Origin of the sequence: Paraburkholderia sp. CHISQ3, assembly GCF_030464945.1 — a bacterium.
GTDB classification, from domain to species: domain Bacteria; phylum Pseudomonadota; class Gammaproteobacteria; order Burkholderiales; family Burkholderiaceae; genus Paraburkholderia; species Paraburkholderia megapolitana.
Window position 1 is genome coordinate 427,878 of record NZ_JALPRG010000004.1, and the last position, 17,493, is coordinate 445,370.

Below are 17,493 nucleotides of genomic sequence, written 5' to 3' on the forward strand. Positions count from 1 at the left end.
TGCGTCTCAGACTACGGAGCACATCGTCAAATCTCGATCTTCGTCCCCAACTCGACCACGCGATTCGCGGGAATACTGAAGAAATCGGTCGGCTTTGCAGCGTTCTGGTGCATCCACGCGAACACCCGCTCGCGCCACACCGACATACCCGGCAACTGCGTCGGCACCACCGTTTCGCGCGCGAGGAAAAACGACGTATCCATCAGCTCAAAAGTCATGTCGTGCGTGCGGCCCACTTCGAGCATCACGGCCTTCACGTCCGGCGTCTCGTTGAAACCGTAGACCGCCTTCACGAGATACAGACCACCATCGAGTTCCTTGAACGTCACGCGCTCCGCATCGTCGACGTAAGGGATATCGCGTGTGACGAAGGTCAGGAAGATCGTGCGCTCGTGCAGCACCTTGTTGTGCTTCAGGTTGTGCAGCAGGCTCACCGGCACGAGCGTATCGCTGCCGGTCAGATAGATCGCCGTACCCGACACGCGATGCGGCGGATGCGCGAGCAGCCCCTGAAGGAACGGCATCAGCGGAATACCGTCGGCTGCCGTGCGCTCCTTCACGATCATCCTGCCCTTGAACCAGGTCATCAGCAGGAAGAACAGCAACGCACCGATGCCGAGCGGCAGCCAGCCGCCCTCCTCGACCTTCAGCAAGTTCGCGCCGAAGAAGCCTAAATCGACAATCATGAACACCGCGATGATGAAGCCGACCAGCAGCTTGTTCCAGTTCCACACCTTGACCATCACCACGCACGCGAGCACGGTCGTGATCACCATCGTCGCGGTCACCGCAATACCGTAGGCAGCCGCGAGATTGTCGGAGCTCTTGAAGGCAAGCACGATGCACAGGATGATAAACAGCAGCATCCAGTTCACCACCGGCACATAGATCTGGCCGATCGCGAGTTCCGACGTGTGCAGGATCTTCATACGCGGCACATAGCCGAGCTGGATGGCCTGACTTGTCAGCGAATACGCGCCGGAAATCACGGCCTGCGAAGCGATCACCGTCGCCACCGTCGACAGCACGACGAGCGGCAGCAATGCCCAGTCGGGTGCGAGCAGGTAGAACGGGTTTTCGATCGCTTTCGGGTCGTGCATGAGCAGCGCACCCTGGCCGAAGTAGTTCAACACGAGCGACGGCATGACGAGCGCATACCAGGCCACGCGGATCGGCTTCGCACCGAAGTGGCCCATGTCCGCATACAACGCTTCCGCACCGGTCAGCACCAGCACGACCGAGCCGAGCACGACATATGCCTGCAGTACGTGCGCCGACATGAAGCTGAACGCGTAGTACGGATTCAAGGCCTTGATGACGACCGGCGCCTGAACGATATGCGAGATGCCGAGCACCGCGAGCGTCACGAACCACAACACCATGATCGGACCGAACAGACGACCCACGAGCGCCGTGCCGTGGCGCTGGATCCAGAACAGCAAGACGAGAATGATCATCGTCAGCGGCATGACGAGGTGGGAAAGTTTCGGCGCGGCGATCTGCAGCCCTTCGACCGCCGACATCACCGAGATGGCCGGTGTGATCACCGCATCGCCGTAAAACATGCACGCGCCGAAGATGCCGAGCATCATCAGCAGTCCTGCGGCGCGGCTTTTCTGATTGAACGAACGCAGCGACAGCGCCATCAGCGCGAGCACGCCGCCTTCGCCGTTATTGTCGGCGCGCATCACGAACAGCACGTACTTGATGCTGACGACGATCACGATCGCCCAGAACAGCAACGAAATGACACCCAGAATCGAGCTTTGCGTAAGAGGAATGCCGTGTGACGGGCTGAAGGCTTCCTTCAACGAGTACAGCGGGCTCGTGCCGATATCGCCGAAGACCACCCCGATTGCGGCGATCGCAAGAGACGGCAGAGGCTGCTTGCGCACGTGATGGGTATCTGTCATAGACGCAACGAATCCGTTCCTGAGCGGAGTAAAGCGAGCGCTATTCTAACTGCGGGCCTATAGCCGCTGTCCAGTCGTTGCGGTCGCGCGACGCACACGGTCCGCGCAGTGTAGCATCGCGTCCGTGGCAAGTCTGTGTGTGGAAATGGTTGTGGGCGCGACTTCGATAGATGCGTGCACCGTTATGCACACCGCTCGCGCAGGCACAAAAAAACGGAGCCATCGAGGCTCCGTTTACCGATGCAGCAACGCTATCGCAGCGCATCCGAGTTGGCATCGATCATGCCTTCGACGCGGCATCCTGCGCCGTACCGCGTTTGATCCACGCGCTGAGGTTATGCGGACGCACGGTGTCCCATTCCTCGAACGGCTGATGAATCCACGGGTTGGTCGGCAGATACTGCACGCTATAGTCCGGCTTCACTTTCGAGCAGCCCTTGTACCACAGCACCGCCGAGCGCACCGCCGTGATAGCCGGATAACGCTCCTTCAGATGCTGCTGCACGCGCGCCAGCGTCACGCCGGAATCGACCAGATCGTCGACCAGCAGCACGTTGCCGGACAGCTCGCCACGCGTCATCGTGATGTATTGCGCGATGTCGAGTTCGCCCTGCTCGGTGCCCGCGGCTTCGCGATACGAACTGGTGGCGAGAATAGCGAGCGGCAGGTCGTAGATGCGCGACAGCTGGTCGCCGACGCGCAACCCACCGCGTGCGAGACACAGGATCTTGTCGAACTTCCAGCCCGAATCGTGCACGGAAAGCGCAAGCAATTCGATCAGCCGGTGATACTCGTCCCAGCCGACCCACAGGTTCTTGTCGTCGTTGCGTGGGTCCTTCATCGCAATCATGGGTACACCCTGCGTCATGAGTTAGACCTTGAACGGGTGGCGCAACAGGATCGTTTCATCGCGGTCGGGACCGGTCGAGACCATGTCGACCGGCACGCCCGCGACTTCCTGCACGCGCGTCAGATACGCACGCGCGTTGGCGGGCAGCTTGCCCCATTCCTTGATGCCGACCGTGCTTTCCTTCCAGCCGCCGAACGTTTCGTACACCGGCACGCAACGCGACACTTCCGATGCGCCGCGCGGCAGGATGTCGATGCTGCGACCGTCGAGCGTGTAGCCGACGCACAGCTTCACTTCGTCGAGACCGTCGAGCACGTCGAGCTTCGTCATGCACAGACCCGATATGCCGTTGATCTGGATCGAGCGACGCAGCGCCGCTGCATCGAGCCAGCCGGTGCGGCGCGGACGGCCCGTGACCGAACCGAATTCCTTGCCGACGTTGGCAAGCGTCACGCCGATCTGGTCCTGGCGCTGCGGATTGTCGGCGTCGTACAGCTCGCTCGGGAACGGGCCCGAGCCGACGCGCGTGCAGTACGCCTTGGTGATGCCGAGGATGTAGTGAAGCTTCTGCGGACCGACGCCCGCGCCAGCGGTCGCCGCACCGGCGACGCAGTTGCTCGACGTGACGAATGGATAGGTGCCGTGATCGATATCGAGCAACGTGCCCTGCGCACCTTCGAACAGCAGGTTGCGGCCGGCTTCGTTCTCGTCGTAGAGGCGGCGCGACACGTCGGTGACCATCGGCTTCAGGCGGTCGGCGTAGCTCAGCATGGTGTCGAGCGTCTGCTGGAAATCGACCGGTGCCGCGCCCAGGTACTGGGTCAGCACGAAGTTGTGATAGTCGAGGTTTTCGCGCAGGCGTGCAGCGAACAGCTCCGGCTCGAACAGGTCTTGCACGCGCAGCCCGCGGCGCGCCACCTTGTCTTCGTATGCCGGACCGATGCCGCGGCCCGTGGTGCCGATCTTGCCCGCGCCGCGGCGCGCTTCGCGCCCCTGGTCGATCGCGATGTGATACGGCAGGATCAGCGTGGTGGCTTCGGAGATGAACAGGCGCTTCTGAACGTCGACACCGGCGGATTCGAGTTCGCCGATTTCCTTGAACAGCGCTTCCGGCGACAGCACGACGCCGTTGCCGATGTAGCATGCGACGCCCGGATGCATGATGCCCGACGGGATCAGGCGCAAGATCGTTTTCTTGCCGCCGATGATCAGCGTGTGGCCGGCATTGTGACCGCCCTGGAAGCGCACGACGCCATGGGCGTGGTCCGTCAGCCAGTCGACGATCTTGCCCTTGCCCTCATCACCCCACTGGGTCCCCACCACGACGACGTTGCGCCCGGCGTTCACATTCACTGCGCTGGCAGACATGTTGTTTCGTAAGCTGGTTAAAAACGTATTTTACCTATGTTCGCGGAAGGTTCCGAATTTTTACGTTTCCGCTCAAAGGTATAGACGGGATAGCAAGCCGCGGCCTCATTCCGGCACCGCGGCATGTATGTTTACTGAAGCGCTTCGACGACCCATGCACCGTTGCGCTCGACCAGCACCCGGTCGCAGGCAAATTCGTCGAGCGCGTGGTCGTGGCCCGGCAATGCCTGGATCACCACCTCGCCGGCATCGCGCAGCGCCGCAACGCTCGCGCGCAACGCGTCGTCGTGCTGCCACGGCGCGAGAATCGCGCTACTGCGCGCCTCCACCGGCGAAATGCGCGCGACTTCGCGCAGATCGAGCGAAAAACCGGTTGCTGCACGCGCCCGGCCGTACGCCTGGCCCACGTGGTCGTAACGGCCACCGCGCGCCACCGCGTTCGGCACACCGTCCACATAGGCGGAGAACATGACACCGCTGTGATACGTGTAGCCGCGCAGGTCGGCCAGATCGATCATCACTTCGGCGCCCTCGACCTGGGCCGCAAGGAACGCGAGATCGTCGAGCGCGCGGGCGATTTCCGGTGCGTTCGGCAGACGCGCACGCGCCTCGTCGAGCACCGAGGCGTCACCGTAGAGCGTCGGCAGCACGCGCAGCGCGTCGCGCGTGACCGGCTGCAGACCCGTCGTCAGCTCAACGAGCCGCGGCACGTCCTTGCCCGCGAGCGCCTCGAAAAGCGGCTGGCCGAGAGCCGCAGCCACCGGTTCGGTATCGATCAGTGCCGCCAGCACGCCGGCGTGGCACAGGTCGAGGCGCACCTTCGCGAGACCGGCGAGGCGCAGCGCGTCGAGCATCAGTTGCTGGATTTCGAGGTCCGCTTCGAGCCCGGCATGACCGTAGATTTCGGCGCCGATCTGGATCTGCTCGCGTGTGGCGTGCAGGCCGCGCGGGCGCGTATGCACGACGTTGCCCGCGTAGCACAGGCGCGTCACGCCCTGGCGGTTCAGCAAATGCGCATCGATCCGCGCAACCTGCGGCGTGATGTCCGCGCGCAGCCCGAGCGTGCGGCCGGATAATTGATCGACGAGCTTGAAGGTGCGCAGATCCAGATCGCTGCCGCCGCCCGTCAGCAGCGACTCGATATATTCGAGCAGCGGCGGCATCACCATCTCGTAGCCGTAGGCGCGGAAGCGGTCCAGCAGCCTGCGCCGCAATTCTTCGATCTTGCGGGCCTCCGACGGCAAAACGTCGGCAATATTCTCGGGAAGTAACCAGGTCGACATCGATGCAGTCCTACGACGGTAAGCACGGCGCGCGTCGGGCGCCGTCGGGAAAAGGCGCGCGGCCGCTCAGGTCGCGATCAGCAGCAGCACGAGGCCCAGCGCCATCACGATCAGGCCGCCGATCCGGATATGATGCGGCGGCCGCTCCGCTATTCTACGAAACGTGTCGCGCCACGCGCTCGGAAAAACGAAGGGAAACATCCCTTCGATGATCAGCATCAGTGCGATCGCGAGCAATAACGAGCCGGCTATGTCCATTCGAGGGCGATGCCGCGATGCGTGTGCCGCGGCGCTCCGGTAATCAGTGTTTGCGTGGCGCCGCAGCGGCGTCCGGCGATGCAGCGCCGGACGGACTACGCATGAAGCGGAAGAAGTCGCTGCTGGGGTCCACGACGATCACGTCGTTTGGCTTGAAGCTGTTCCGGTAGGCCAGCATGCTCTGATAGAACTCGTAGAACTGCGGGTCGCGACCGAACGCATCGGCGGCAATCGATGCTGCATTGCCATCGCCCTCGCCCTTGATGGTCTGCGCCTGCTGGTACGCATCGGCGAGCAGCGCCTGCTGCTTGCGATCCGCATCGGCCTTGATCTGGTCCGCTTCGGATGCGCCTTTGGCGCGCTCTTCGCTCGCAGCCTGCTGGCGTGCGGCGATCATCCGCTTGTACACCGAGTCGGCCATCGCGGCGGGGAAATCGATACGCGTCAGTTGTACGGCGAGCACGTCGACGCCAAGCGACGCGGCCGCTTTCTGCATGCTGTCGCGTGCTTCGTTCGCGATGTCCTGCTGCTTCGCGAGCGCGTCGGCCACCGTGTACTTCGCGAACGCATCGCCGAGCGCGCTGCGCGCCAGCAGCGCGAGCCGGTCGGGCAGGCCCTGGGTATCGCCCTTCGTCTCGGCCACGAGCTTCAGCGGATCGCTCACGCGATACTTGATAACCGGATTGACGAGCAGACCGGTCTTGTCGGCGCTGACGTAGTTGTCTTCGTCCGGCGTGTCGAGCGACTGGATTCGCGTATCGATCAGCGTGACGTTCTGCAGCGGCGCGGGCAGCTTCACGTGCAGGCCGGGGCCTGCCAGCGTGCCTGCAGCGCCGTCGCGTCCCGATACCACCGCCATATGACGTTGATCGACGACGAACACCGTCGACGAGGCGACGAACAGCACGACCACAATAGCGACGACGAGTGCAATGATTCGATTCATGATGCGCTCCTCATTGCGACACGTCGTCTTCGCGACTGCGGTCGCGAAGACTGTCGCGCGAGCGGAATGCATCGCTGGCGGCGGTGGCCGCCTGGCTGGCGGGAATCGCCGGCACTGCGGAAGTAGCGACGCCCGTTGCACCTGACGTCGTGGCGGCTGCTGCGGCCGCAGCAGCGGCGCTCGCATCTTGCGGCACGGCAGCGGCTGTGTTCGGATTCGGATTGACCACAGCTGCGGCCGCTGCATCCGAGGCCCGCTGACGCGTCTGCTCGACGAGTTTATCGAGCGGCAGATACAGCACGTTGTTGCCCGCCTTGCTGTCGACGAACACCTTCGTCGTATTCGAATAGATATGCTGCATCGTGTCCAGATACATGCGTTCGCGGATCACCGCAGGGGCCTTCGAATACTGCGCGTAGACCTGCTTGAAGCGCGCGGCATCGCCTTGCGCCTGGGCGACTACGCGGTCGCTATAGGCTTTCGCTTCATCGATCATGCGTGCGGCATCGGCCTGGGCGCGCGGCAACAGGTCGTTCGCATAGGCCTGCGCGTCGCGTGTTGCGCGTTCGTTGTCCAGATGAGCTTTCGATGCGTCGTCGAAGGCCGCCTGCACCTGGTCCGGTGCCTTGACACCCTGGATCGTCACGCCGGTCACGACGAGGCCGGTATGGTAGGCGTCGAGCGACTGCTGGATCGAATCGCTCAATTGCTGGCGGATCGCTTCGCGATCCTGATAGAGGATGGCGTCGGTGCTGCGCGCGCCGACGATGCTGCGCACCGCCGCTTGCGCTGCCTGCGTCACGCTCTGGTCGGGATCGACACTACGGAACAGATAGTCGGTGGGTTTGCGCACCTGGTACTGCACGGAAAAGCGCACGTCGACGATATCGGCATCGTGCGTGAGCATCGATGCGTCCTTCACGTTGGCCGGGCGCACGACGTTATCGCGGCCGATCTCGACCGAATGGATCGTGCTTACGTTAACGACTTCGTGCGTTTCGAACGGATACGGCAGACGCCAGTGCACGCCCTGGTCCGCGGTGTAGCGGTACTGGCCGAACTGCGACACGACGGCGGCCTGACCATCCTGCACGACGAATACGCCGCTGCCGAGATAGATGGCGATCAGCACGCCGACCACGATGCCTACGCCGATCTGTGCGCTGCGGCCGTTGTCCGGACGACGCTCGCCGCCACCGCCCGAGCCCTTGCGGCCGAACAGACCGGACAGCCGGCGATTGAAGTCGCGCCACATCTCGTCGAGATCCGGCGGCCCGTCACCGTCCTTGCCGTTTTGCGGACGGCGCGGGTCGTTCGGGCGCTGCCGGGAGCCATTGTCGTCGCCCCGTCCCCAACGCGGATCGTTCAGCGACAGGATGGCGCGCAGACGCAGCCAGGTACTCCGCTCGTTGTATTCGTTCACCTGAGTTCGTTCACCAGAATAGACAGCCGGTCAATGCAATGTGGAACGGGTCAAAGCCCGTGTTCTGGGATCTTGCGGTGCTCGTGCGGAGCCGCGGACAGCGCTTCCTCGGGCAACGATTCAATTGGCAACTCAGTTGCTAACCCAGTTGCCAACTCATGCCGCGAAGGAGCCGCATCGGCAAGATGTTCGGCAGTAGCGATTTCAGCGATGGCTGCACGCAACGTGTCCAGTCCCTGCCCCGTGCGCGCGCTCAAAAAGACGCGCGAAATATTACCATACTCATCCCTTTCAACCGCGTCGCCGCGGGCCGCTAACTCAGGCACCGCGTCGATCTTGTTGAACACCAGCACCTGACGGATCGCGTCCGCGCCGATCTCGTGAAGCACCTCGTTCACCTGATCGATCTGGTCGAGCCGCACCGCGCTCGATGCATCGACGACGTGCAGCAGCAAGTCGGCGTGAATCGTTTCCTCGAGCGTCGCGCGAAATGCCGCAACCAGTTGGTGAGGCAGTTCGCGGATGAAGCCGACCGTATCGGACACGACCACCTGCCCCACCTCGTCACCGAGATAAACGCGCCGCGAGGTAGTGTCGAGTGTCGCGAACAACTGATCGGCCGCATACGCCTGCGCTTTCGTCAGTGCATTGAAGAGCGTCGACTTGCCGGCGTTCGTATAGCCGACGAGCGATACCGACACGGTGCGGTTGCGCTCGCGCGCACGTCGTTGCGTGCCATGCTGACGCCGCAGTTTTTCGAGCCGGGTCTTGAGTGCCTTGATGCGCTCGCCGATCAGCCGGCGGTCGGTTTCAAGCTGGGTTTCACCGGGACCGCGCAAACCGATACCGCCTTTTTGCCGTTCAAGGTGGGTCCACGCGCGGATCAACCGCGTCGACAGGTATTGCAGTTGCGCGAGTTCGACCTGCAGCTTGCCTTCGTGGCTGCGGGCGCGTTGCGCAAAAATATCGAGAATCAAACTCGTGCGATCGATCACACGCCTGTTAAGCGCTTGCTCCAGATTGCGCTGCTGTGCCGGCGCGAGAGCGTGATTGAAAATAACGAGTTCGATGTCGTTAGCCTCGCACGCGAGACGCAACTCTTCGACCTTGCCGCTGCCGACAAACATCCTGGCATCGGGACTCGAACGGCGTCCGGTGAGGGTAACGGCGGGATGAGCGCCCGCGCTTTGCGCGAGCAGGCTGAGTTCTTCGAGGCTGGCTACGAAATCGATCTTTCCGAAGTCGACGCCGACAAGCGCTGCATTGATCAAATTGGTGGTGGTCAAAATGAGGCGGCCGGTCAGGATCGCCAGTGGGCGACGCGGACCGGCCGCGATGAGAAATTAGGACGCTGTTTCGGAATCAGGGTGGAAATTCACCGGACGGGCAGGCACAACAGTCGAAATAGCGTGCTTGTACACCATCTGGGTCACCGTATTCCGGAGCAACACGACGTACTGGTCGAACGATTCGATGTTCCCTTGAAGCTTGATGCCGTTGACCAGGTAGATCGACACCGGCACATGCTCTTTACGCAGTGCGTTCAAAAACGGGTCTTGTAACAATTGCCCTTTGTTGCTCATAGCAAACTCCGTATTTTTTTGCAGGTTGACTAAATTGTCGGCGAAGAAAAAGAGATCCGCCGTCAATCGCTACACTATAGCCGATTTTCATTTTCGCGCGCTGGCCTGGCCATGTGGCCAAACCCAGCATGCAAGCGGGTTTCGGCGCGGCTGCAGGCGTGGATTTCAGCCCTTGTCCGCGTAGGGGTTCGTCGACGAACGAAACTCTATCCGCAATGGAGTCCCCGCCAGCCCGAAAGTTTCCCGGAAGCGTTTTTCAAGGTAACGCTTGTAGGTGTCTGTGATCGCGTCGAGCGCGTTGCCGTGAATCACGATGAGCGGTGGGTTCTGGCCGCCCTGGTGCGCATAGCGCAGCTTGGGTCGCACCGGGCCGCGACGGCGCGGCTGCTGGAATTCGACGGCATCGATCAGTGCACGGGTCAGCTTCGGCGTCGGCAGCTTGGCCATCGCAGCTGCGTACGCATCGTCGACGGAACGCATCAATGCACCGATGCCGGTATTTTCCGACGCTGAAATAAAGTGAAATTTCGCGAACTCGAGAAATTTTAGCTTGCGCTCTAAATCCGATTTCGTACGCTCGCGCACATGCGGATCGAGCCCGTCCCACTTGTTCACGCCGACCACGAGCGCACGCCCCTGCTCGACGACGAACCCTGCGATGTGCGCATCCTGATCCGATATGTCCTGCCGCGCATCGAGCATCAGGATCACGACGTTTGCATCGGAGATCGACTGCAGCGTCTTCACCACCGAGAATTTCTCGATCGCTTCGAACACCTTGCCGCGACGACGCAGCCCCGCGGTGTCGATCAACGTGTACTTCTTGCCCTGCCGTTCGAAGTCGATGTAGATCGAGTCGCGCGTCGTGCCGGGCATGTCGAACGCGATCACACGTTCTTCACCGAGCAGCGTATTCACGAGCGTCGACTTGCCGACGTTCGGCCGCCCGACAATCGCGATCTTGACGCCGCGCGCTTCCTTTTCTTCTTCACTTTCTTCCGGCTGACCCGCATACGCGACTTCGAGCGCATCGCCGATCATCTCGCTCACACCGTCACCGTGCGCGGAGGAAATTGCACGCGGGTCGCCGAGGCCGAGTTCGTAGAAGTCGGCGGCGACCGCGCTGTACTTCATGCCCTCAGCTTTGTTCACGACGAGGAAGATCGGCCGGCCGGTCTTGCGCAGATAGTCGGCAATCGTCTTGTCCTGCGGAGCCAGCCCGTTGCGACCGTCGACGATGAACACGACGATGTCCGATTCCGCGACTGCCTGGCGCGTCTGCCGCGCCATTTCATGCAGGATGCCGTCCTTCGCGACGGGCTCGAAGCCACCGGTATCGACGACCAGGTACGGCCGTTCGCCGACCCGCCCTTCGCCATAGTGGCGATCGCGCGTCAGCCCCGGCAGGTCGGCGACAAGAGCGTCGCGCGAGCGTGTCAGGCGGTTGAATAGCGTGGATTTCCCCACATTGGGGCGCCCGACGAGGGCAATTACGGGTTTCATCTGATGTTGTTCACGGTGAAGCGCGGCGCACGGAAACACGGTGTGCCGCATGGCGACGCCAGGCGGCCGGTTCGCGGCAGCGCTTGACGAAAATTATCACGAATCCGGCCGGGGCCGGACGCACAGGCAACCTGCGTGTCCAGACGGTCCAGGGACCAGGTTGCGTCGATACACGGGCCAGGGCCCGGCCGACGCGTCAGGCTTTCGTGCCGGCGCCGGACCTTGTTGCAGTTCCGGCGATCGTGGGTTCTGCGATGCCTGCCGGACCACACTTCATACAACGCCAATGCAACGGCGCAGTTCAGTGCTGGTTCGACCGGCTTGTTCGGGTGGCACGCAAGGCCACCTGGGAATTGTCGTGCAGCGATAAAACGCAGACGGCCGGCAACACAGCCGGCCTGCACGTCGTACGGGGGTCGTCGCGATCAGTATCGATCAGCGCGGACGGAACCCGTACAGGTCGCCGTCGTGCGTCTGCACGACGAGCGTGTCGCCGGCCAGCACCGGCGGGGCAGTAATCGCGCTGCCATCGGTTTTCATGCGCGCGATGAACGTACCATCGTCGCGCGACAGGAAGTGCACAAAGCCCTGATAGTCGCCGACCACGACGGCACGACCCAGCAGATACGGAATACTGACTTCGCGATTCTTCAGCTTGTCGGTATGCCACAGCGCGTTGCCGTTCGACGCATCGAACGCCCAGACGACCGACCAGTCGTCGCCGCCGACCACCGCGCGTTCATCCTGAGCGACCCCACTCGTGCTCGAGAACGGTTTCTCCCACACCGGGCGCCCCGAGTTCGCATCGAAGCAGCCGAGCTGCCCCTGGAACGTCACGGCGCAGGTCTGTGCTCCGACGAGCGTAGGCGCGCCGGTCACGTCGTTGATCCGCTCGACTTCGGTCACGCCCTTCGGATACGACACCGGCGTCTGCCAGAACGCGTCGCCGCTTTGCAGGTTGATCGCCGCAAACGATCCACCCGGGAAGCCTGCCAGCACGCCGACATCGGCGGCGAACGTCATGCCCGACGAGACGCGCAGATTGAGCGGCACCGCGCGGTTACGATAGATCCACTTCTGCTCGCCGGTCTCCGCGTTGAACGCAGCGATCTGACCGTCGATCGTCCGCACCACCACATAGCCGTTGCCGACGAGCGGCGGCGAAATGATCTCGCCCTGCACGGTCGATTTCCACAGCAGCTTGCCATCCGGTCCGAGCACGTAGACACCGCCCTTCAGCGCGCCTACCGCGGTCAGCGTACCGTCGCTGCCTACCCCGGCCGACAGATCGGCGCCGACCTTCGTGCGCCAGATGTCCTTGCCGGTCTTCGCGTCGATCTTCGCTACCGACCCATTCGTGCCTGCCGCATAGATCGAGTCGCCTACTGCGACCGGCGAGAACAGGTAACGTCCAGCCTTGCCGACGCTCGACTTCCACGCGAGCTGCACATCGAGTACGGATTTGAACTCGGTGAGCGGCGTCGGCTCGCGGCGCTCGTCTTTCGTGGATGAGCAAGCCGCCATGGTGAGCACGGTCATCGCACAGGCAACGGGCACAACGTAACGTTTCAGCAGATTCATCAGTGAACCAGACAAGGATGGTGAGTTAATCGATGGGGTGCGGTTCGTCGCGACGCGACGTTCAGCCACCCAGTGCGTCCAGCTTGAACTGGATCAGTTGACGAGCCGACGAATCGGTTTTCGGCAGCGTGTCGAGCGCGAGCTTGTAAGCCGTACGTGCATCGTCGCGCTTGCCCTGGGCTGCGAGCAGATCGCCGCGGCCATTGGCGACGACACCCTTGAATGCATCCGACTGCGGCTCCGCGAGCAGCGCAAGACCTGCGTCGTATGCCTTTTCGTCGAGTAGCAGCGAAGCGAGACGCAGCTTCGCGATCTGGCGGAATTCGTCGTCTTTCGCGTGGTCGACAGTCCATTGCAGCTGCGCCTTCGCGGCGGGCTCGTCGCCTGCCGTATAGAGCACCTTCGCTGCGCTGAGCGCAGTCATCTGCGCATAGGCCGTGCTGCTGAACTTGTCTTCCATATCGGCGGCAACGCGCGACACCTTGGCTTTATCGCCGGACGCAACTGCCTGTTGCACCTGGTCATACAGCACCGAAGCTTCCGCCGCCTGGCGACGCTGCCAGAAATTCCAGCCGTTCCAGCTAGCTGCGGCCACGAGCACGATCAGGACAACCCACGTGGTCGAATTGCCCCACTGCGTCCACCATGCCTTCAGACTTTCAATCGATTCTTGTTCGTCGTGGTAACTCATCGCCGGGCGATCCCTTCTTCCTTATATCTGTTCATATCGAGCCGCAAACGCGCCGCCGCGATCAGTCCTCGCCATCTTCGGCGGTTGCAACCATCGCATTGATTAGAAATTCGGTCAAGTCTTCGGCGGGAACGTTATGTTGTTCACTCTTACCGCCACTTTCATCCATGCCGCGCAGCGGTTTGACCCCAACCGTGCCGTTCGCGATCTCGTCTTCGCCGAGAATCACCGCGAACGCGGCGCCGCTGGCATCGGCACGCTTCATCTGCGACTTGAAGCTCGCCGTCTGGCCATCCGGGCTGCAATGCAGGATCACATCGAGCCCCGTATCGCGCAGCCGCTCGGCCACGATGAACGCCTGCTCGCGCGCCGCATCGCCCTGGTGAACCACGTACACGTCGCAGCCTTCGGCTTCGGGTACGAGGTTCTCCTCCTTCAGGAGCTCGAGGATACGCTCGACGCCCATCGCCCAGCCACACGCCGCTGTCGGCTTGCCGCCGAGCTGCTCGATCAGCGGATCGTAACGGCCGCCGGCGGCTACCGTACCCTGCGCGCCGAGCTTGTCCGTGATCCACTCGAAGACGGTCTGATTGTAGTAATCGAGACCGCGCACGAGCCGCGGATTGATCTTGAACGGAATGTTGTTCGACTTGAGGATGCGTTGCAGCCCGTCGAAGTGCGCACGCGATTCCTCGCCGAGAAAATCGATCAGCTTCGGCGCGTTCTGCGCGATTTCCTGCAGTGCCGGATTCTTCGTGTCCAGCACGCGCAGCGGATTCGTATACAGCCGGCGCTTTGCGTCCTCGTCGAGCACGTCCATGTGCTTTTCCAGGTACGCGATCAGTTCGACACGGTGTGCGGCGCGCTCGTGCGCAAGACCCAGCGAGTTGATCTCGAGACGGATACCGCTCAGCCCAAGATCGTCCCACAGGCGCTGGCACATCAGGATGATCTCGGCGTCGGTATCCGGACCGGCAAAACCAAGCGCCTCGACACCAACCTGATGGAACTGGCGATAACGCCCGCGCTGCGGACGCTCGTGACGGAACATCGGACCGACGTACCACAGCCGCTTCGGACCGTCGTACAGCAGGTTATGTTCGATGGTTGCGCGCACAACCGCGGCGGTGTTCTCCGGACGCATGGTCAGGTTCTCGCCGTTCAGTGCGTCGGTGAAGCTGTACATCTCCTTCTCGACGATGTCCGTCACCTCGCCGATACCGCGCGTGAATAGCTGCGTATGTTCGAGGATCGGCGTGCGGATGTTCTGGTATCCGTACGAACGGAGCATCGACTTCACCGTCGCTTCGAAAAACTCCCACAGCCCGGCTTCCTGCGGAAGGATATCGTTCATGCCCTTCACACCGGACAACTTTTCGAGCTTCTTCTTCTGTTCTGTCATCTGTCTTCGATCGACGAATATTTAGTTGAGCGCCGTTGCGCGACCATAGGTGCGCTCGACGTAGTCGCTCACGATTTGCTGGAATTCTTCTGCGATGCGTTCGCCGCGCAGCGTCTTGACCTTCTCGCCGTCGATGAACACCGGCGCGGCCGGATTCTCACCGGAACCCGGCAGGCTGATACCGATGTTCGCCTGCTTCGATTCGCCCGGACCGTTGACGATGCAACCCATCACCGCGACGTGCATCTTCTCGACGCCCGGGAACTGGTCGCGCCAGACCGGCATCTGGGTACGCAGATAGGTCTGGATCTGCGATGCAAGCTCCTGGAACAGCGTGCTGGTCGTGCGTCCGCAACCCGGACACGCGATCACCATCGGCGTGAACGAACGCAGGCCCATGGTCTGCAGGATTTCCTGACCGACGATCACTTCGCCAGTACGCGGACCGCCTGGCTCCGGTGTCAGCGAAATCCGGATCGTGTCGCCGATGCCCTGCTGCAGCAGCACCGACAGCGCCGCCGTCGATGCAACGATGCCCTTCGAACCCATGCCCGCTTCGGTCAAGCCGAGGTGCAGCGCGAATTCACAGCGGCGCGCAAGCTCGCGGTACACCGCGATCAGATCCTGCACCCCGCTCACCTTGCACGACAGGATGATGCGGTTGCGGCTAAGCCCGAGTTCGACCGCCCGTTCCGCCGAGCCGATCGCCGACTGGATCAGCGCTTCGTACATCACGCTCTGCGCGTCCCACGGTTGGGTGCGCGCGGCGTTCTCGTCCATCATCTTCGCGAGCAGTTCCTGGTCGAGACTGCCCCAGTTCACGCCGATCCGGACCGGCTTGTCGTAGCGGGCCGCGGCCTCGATCATCTGCGCGAACTGCGTGTCGCGCTTCGCACCGTGGCCGACGTTGCCGGGGTTAATGCGGTACTTCGACAGCGCTTCCGCGCAGCCCGGATAGTCACGCAGCAGCAGATGGCCGTTGTAGTGGAAGTCGCCGACGAGCGGCACGCTCACGCCCATCCGGTCGAGTTGCTCGCGCACAGCGGGCACCGCGGCTGCGGCTTCGGGTGTGTTGACAGTGATCCGCACGAGCTCGGAGCCGGCCTGTGCCAGTTCCTTGATCTGGATCGCTGTGCCGATCGCGTCGGCGGTATCGGTGTTGGTCATCGACTGCACGCGCACCGGCGCGTCGCCGCCGATCGTCACGAGCTGACCGCCCCAACGCACGTCGACCGCATGCGACACGCGACGCGGCGCGTGGCCGCCGAAAACGGGCTCGGACGAACAAATCTGGCTGCTGGATGGCAAGGGATCGGAATGCATCGAAAAAATCCGCAAAAAAACCGCTCAGGCTGCCCTGCACACTGGCAATGCCCGACCGGGGAAAGCGCCGCTGGCCGATTCGCCGCGGCGCGTCATGACAGAATCAAGGCAACGCAAAGCGCGCCACATTGCCTCGGGCCGACGAATACTTGGCGGGATCGACCGGCTGGCCGTCGAGCGTCATCGACGCGAGCCCTGCCTTGTTGCCCACCGTGATCTTGAATGGTGCCGCGCCGGTAACTTCCTTCGTTTCTCCCGCGTGAACGAGGCCGGAGAACAACTCCTTGCCGTCGTTCTGGCGCACGCTGAACCAGCTGTCCTGGCTGACGCTCATCGCGACGATCGCTTCGCCTTCCTGAGGCGCAGCGGCGGGTGCGCTGGCAGTCATCGTGGTGGCAACGCTCGCCGGTGCGGCGGCGACCGCCGGCTGGCTGGCCTGTGCCACCGGCGCAACAACCGTCGATGCCGGTGCCGCGGCAGTCGGCAACGGGGCCGGCATCGGCGTTCCTGATGCGACGGCACCTGCATCGGTGGACGCGGCCTGATTAGTCTGATTAGCTTGGGCATCCGGCGTACTCGCCGTATCGTCGGCTGCGGCCGTCTGGCCCTGCGCGACCGTAGCGGATGTGCTCGCCGCATCGCCCGCCGTAGCGGCTGTGCCGTTCGCGCTCGCCTTCAGACGCGCGAACCACGCGGACGACTCGCCGCTGTTCGTATGCCACATGGCCAGCGCGATCACCGCGACGACGATTGCGGCAATTCCCCACAGCCACGAACGACGCCGCGGCGCTCCGCCCAGCGACAGCGAAACCTTGCCGCGCGGCAAATCGCGTCCCGACGAAGCCGGCATCGACAGATCCGGTTCGGGCACACCTTTCTCGCGGCGCAGCGCCTGTGTGAACGGCGCGGGATCGGCACCGAGCATACGCGCATAGCTGCGCACCACGCCGAGTGCAAATGTCGTATCCGGGAGATGGCTGATGTCGCCCGCCTCGAGCGCGCGCAGCTTCGGCACGGCCACTTTCAGGCGGGCCGAAACGTCGTCGATCGTCCAGCCTTTCGATTCGCGCAGTTGCGTCAATCGCGCTCCCAGCGCCGCCAGCGAATCCAGTCCGCCCGACCCAAGCGGCTGCACCACAGCCGGTGCGGGGCGGCCTGCGTTCGTCTCCGTGTCCTGCGGCTGCGGGTGCTGCGGCTCACTCATCCCAAATCCTTTCGCGTCGATTCTTTTTCACTCGTGCGACCCTTCGGGACACCCCGCCCCAATCCGGATCGCAGACCGTTTATAACAAAATGCGCGGCATGTGTGCCGCTTCCGATCGCTTCTGCAAAACTTTCCTCTCGCATCGCCGCGACGTTGCTGCGGACG

15 protein-coding genes are annotated in these 17,493 nt (G+C 62.9%); all 15 read right to left on the minus strand.

Annotated elements, in window-relative coordinates; all coding sequences use genetic code 11:
* Window positions 1–26 precede the first annotated feature (26 nt).
* Window positions 27–1,913, minus strand: a complete 1,887-nt coding sequence (locus tag M0D65_RS11825) for a potassium transporter Kup (protein ID WP_266252816.1) — start codon at window positions 1,911–1,913, stop codon at window positions 27–29.
* 280 nt (window positions 1,914–2,193) lie between these two features.
* Complete coding sequence (locus M0D65_RS11830) at window positions 2,194–2,781, minus strand: phosphoribosyltransferase (RefSeq protein WP_177228297.1); 588 nt, start codon at window positions 2,779–2,781, stop codon at window positions 2,194–2,196.
* Between the two features lie 3 nt (window positions 2,782–2,784).
* Window positions 2,785–4,131 carry an adenylosuccinate synthase gene (locus M0D65_RS11835; protein WP_266252818.1) on the minus strand — a complete coding sequence of 449 codons (1,347 nt, stop codon included), beginning with the start codon at window positions 4,129–4,131 and terminating at the stop codon, window positions 2,785–2,787.
* Window positions 4,132–4,262: 131 nt separating this feature from the next.
* On the minus strand, window positions 4,263–5,414 hold the full coding sequence (locus M0D65_RS11840) for an ATP phosphoribosyltransferase regulatory subunit (RefSeq protein WP_266252819.1): 1,152 nt from the start codon (window positions 5,412–5,414) through the stop codon (window positions 4,263–4,265).
* A gap of 66 nt (window positions 5,415–5,480) precedes the next feature.
* A complete protein-coding gene (locus M0D65_RS11845) occupies window positions 5,481–5,672 on the minus strand; it encodes a DUF2065 domain-containing protein (protein WP_091014097.1) in 192 nt (63 codons plus the stop codon).
* Between the two features lie 43 nt (window positions 5,673–5,715).
* Window positions 5,716–6,618, minus strand: coding sequence for a protease modulator HflC (hflC, locus tag M0D65_RS11850; RefSeq protein WP_091014100.1), 903 nt, complete (start codon window positions 6,616–6,618; stop codon window positions 5,716–5,718).
* Between the two features lie 10 nt (window positions 6,619–6,628).
* Complete coding sequence (gene hflK / locus M0D65_RS11855; protein WP_266252820.1) at window positions 6,629–8,041, minus strand: FtsH protease activity modulator HflK; 1,413 nt, start codon at window positions 8,039–8,041, stop codon at window positions 6,629–6,631.
* 50 nt (window positions 8,042–8,091) lie between these two features.
* On the minus strand, window positions 8,092–9,327 hold the full coding sequence (gene hflX / locus M0D65_RS11860) for a GTPase HflX (protein WP_266252822.1): 1,236 nt from the start codon (window positions 9,325–9,327) through the stop codon (window positions 8,092–8,094).
* A 57-nt stretch (window positions 9,328–9,384) separates the two neighbouring features.
* Complete coding sequence (gene hfq, locus M0D65_RS11865; RefSeq protein ID WP_091014112.1) at window positions 9,385–9,624, minus strand: RNA chaperone Hfq; 240 nt, start codon at window positions 9,622–9,624, stop codon at window positions 9,385–9,387.
* A gap of 165 nt (window positions 9,625–9,789) precedes the next feature.
* Window positions 9,790–11,127: a ribosome biogenesis GTPase Der gene (der, locus tag M0D65_RS11870; protein ID WP_091014767.1), complete on the minus strand. Its 1,338-nt coding sequence runs from the start codon at window positions 11,125–11,127 to the stop codon at window positions 9,790–9,792.
* A gap of 435 nt (window positions 11,128–11,562) precedes the next feature.
* On the minus strand, window positions 11,563–12,708 hold the full coding sequence (bamB, locus tag M0D65_RS11875; RefSeq protein ID WP_091014115.1) for an outer membrane protein assembly factor BamB: 1,146 nt from the start codon (window positions 12,706–12,708) through the stop codon (window positions 11,563–11,565).
* Between the two features lie 61 nt (window positions 12,709–12,769).
* Window positions 12,770–13,399, minus strand: a complete 630-nt coding sequence (locus M0D65_RS11880; RefSeq protein WP_266252823.1) for a tetratricopeptide repeat protein — start codon at window positions 13,397–13,399, stop codon at window positions 12,770–12,772.
* A 61-nt stretch (window positions 13,400–13,460) separates the two neighbouring features.
* Complete coding sequence (gene hisS, locus M0D65_RS11885; protein ID WP_266252824.1) at window positions 13,461–14,801, minus strand: histidine--tRNA ligase; 1,341 nt, start codon at window positions 14,799–14,801, stop codon at window positions 13,461–13,463.
* Between the two features lie 21 nt (window positions 14,802–14,822).
* Window positions 14,823–16,124 (minus strand): flavodoxin-dependent (E)-4-hydroxy-3-methylbut-2-enyl-diphosphate synthase, encoded by a 1,302-nt coding sequence (ispG, locus tag M0D65_RS11890; protein WP_266252825.1) that lies wholly within the window; start codon window positions 16,122–16,124, stop codon window positions 14,823–14,825.
* Between the two features lie 103 nt (window positions 16,125–16,227).
* A complete protein-coding gene (locus M0D65_RS11895) occupies window positions 16,228–17,328 on the minus strand; it encodes a RodZ domain-containing protein (RefSeq protein ID WP_266252826.1) in 1,101 nt (366 codons plus the stop codon).
* Between the last annotated feature and the right edge of the window lie 165 nt (window positions 17,329–17,493).

Coding starts and splice junctions, on each gene's coding strand:
- M0D65_RS11825 (WP_266252816.1), bottom strand. CDS start 1,913: ATGACAGATACCCATCACGTGCGCAAGCAGCCTCTGCCGTCTCTTGCG.
- M0D65_RS11830 (WP_177228297.1), bottom strand. CDS start 2,781: ATGACGCAGGGTGTACCCATGATTGCGATGAAGGACCCACGCAACGAC.
- M0D65_RS11835 (WP_266252818.1), bottom strand. CDS start 4,131: ATGTCTGCCAGCGCAGTGAATGTGAACGCCGGGCGCAACGTCGTCGTG.
- M0D65_RS11840 (WP_266252819.1), bottom strand. CDS start 5,414: ATGTCGACCTGGTTACTTCCCGAGAATATTGCCGACGTTTTGCCGTCG.
- M0D65_RS11845 (WP_091014097.1), bottom strand. CDS start 5,672: ATGGACATAGCCGGCTCGTTATTGCTCGCGATCGCACTGATGCTGATC.
- hflC (WP_091014100.1), bottom strand. CDS start 6,618: ATGAATCGAATCATTGCACTCGTCGTCGCTATTGTGGTCGTGCTGTTC.
- hfq (WP_091014112.1), bottom strand. CDS start 9,624: ATGAGCAACAAAGGGCAATTGTTACAAGACCCGTTTTTGAACGCACTG.
- der (WP_091014767.1), bottom strand. CDS start 11,127: ATGAAACCCGTAATTGCCCTCGTCGGGCGCCCCAATGTGGGGAAATCC.
- bamB (WP_091014115.1), bottom strand. CDS start 12,708: ATGAATCTGCTGAAACGTTACGTTGTGCCCGTTGCCTGTGCGATGACC.
- M0D65_RS11880 (WP_266252823.1), bottom strand. CDS start 13,399: ATGAGTTACCACGACGAACAAGAATCGATTGAAAGTCTGAAGGCATGG.
- hisS (WP_266252824.1), bottom strand. CDS start 14,801: ATGACAGAACAGAAGAAGAAGCTCGAAAAGTTGTCCGGTGTGAAGGGC.
- ispG (WP_266252825.1), bottom strand. CDS start 16,124: ATGCATTCCGATCCCTTGCCATCCAGCAGCCAGATTTGTTCGTCCGAG.
- M0D65_RS11895 (WP_266252826.1), bottom strand. CDS start 17,328: ATGAGTGAGCCGCAGCACCCGCAGCCGCAGGACACGGAGACGAACGCA.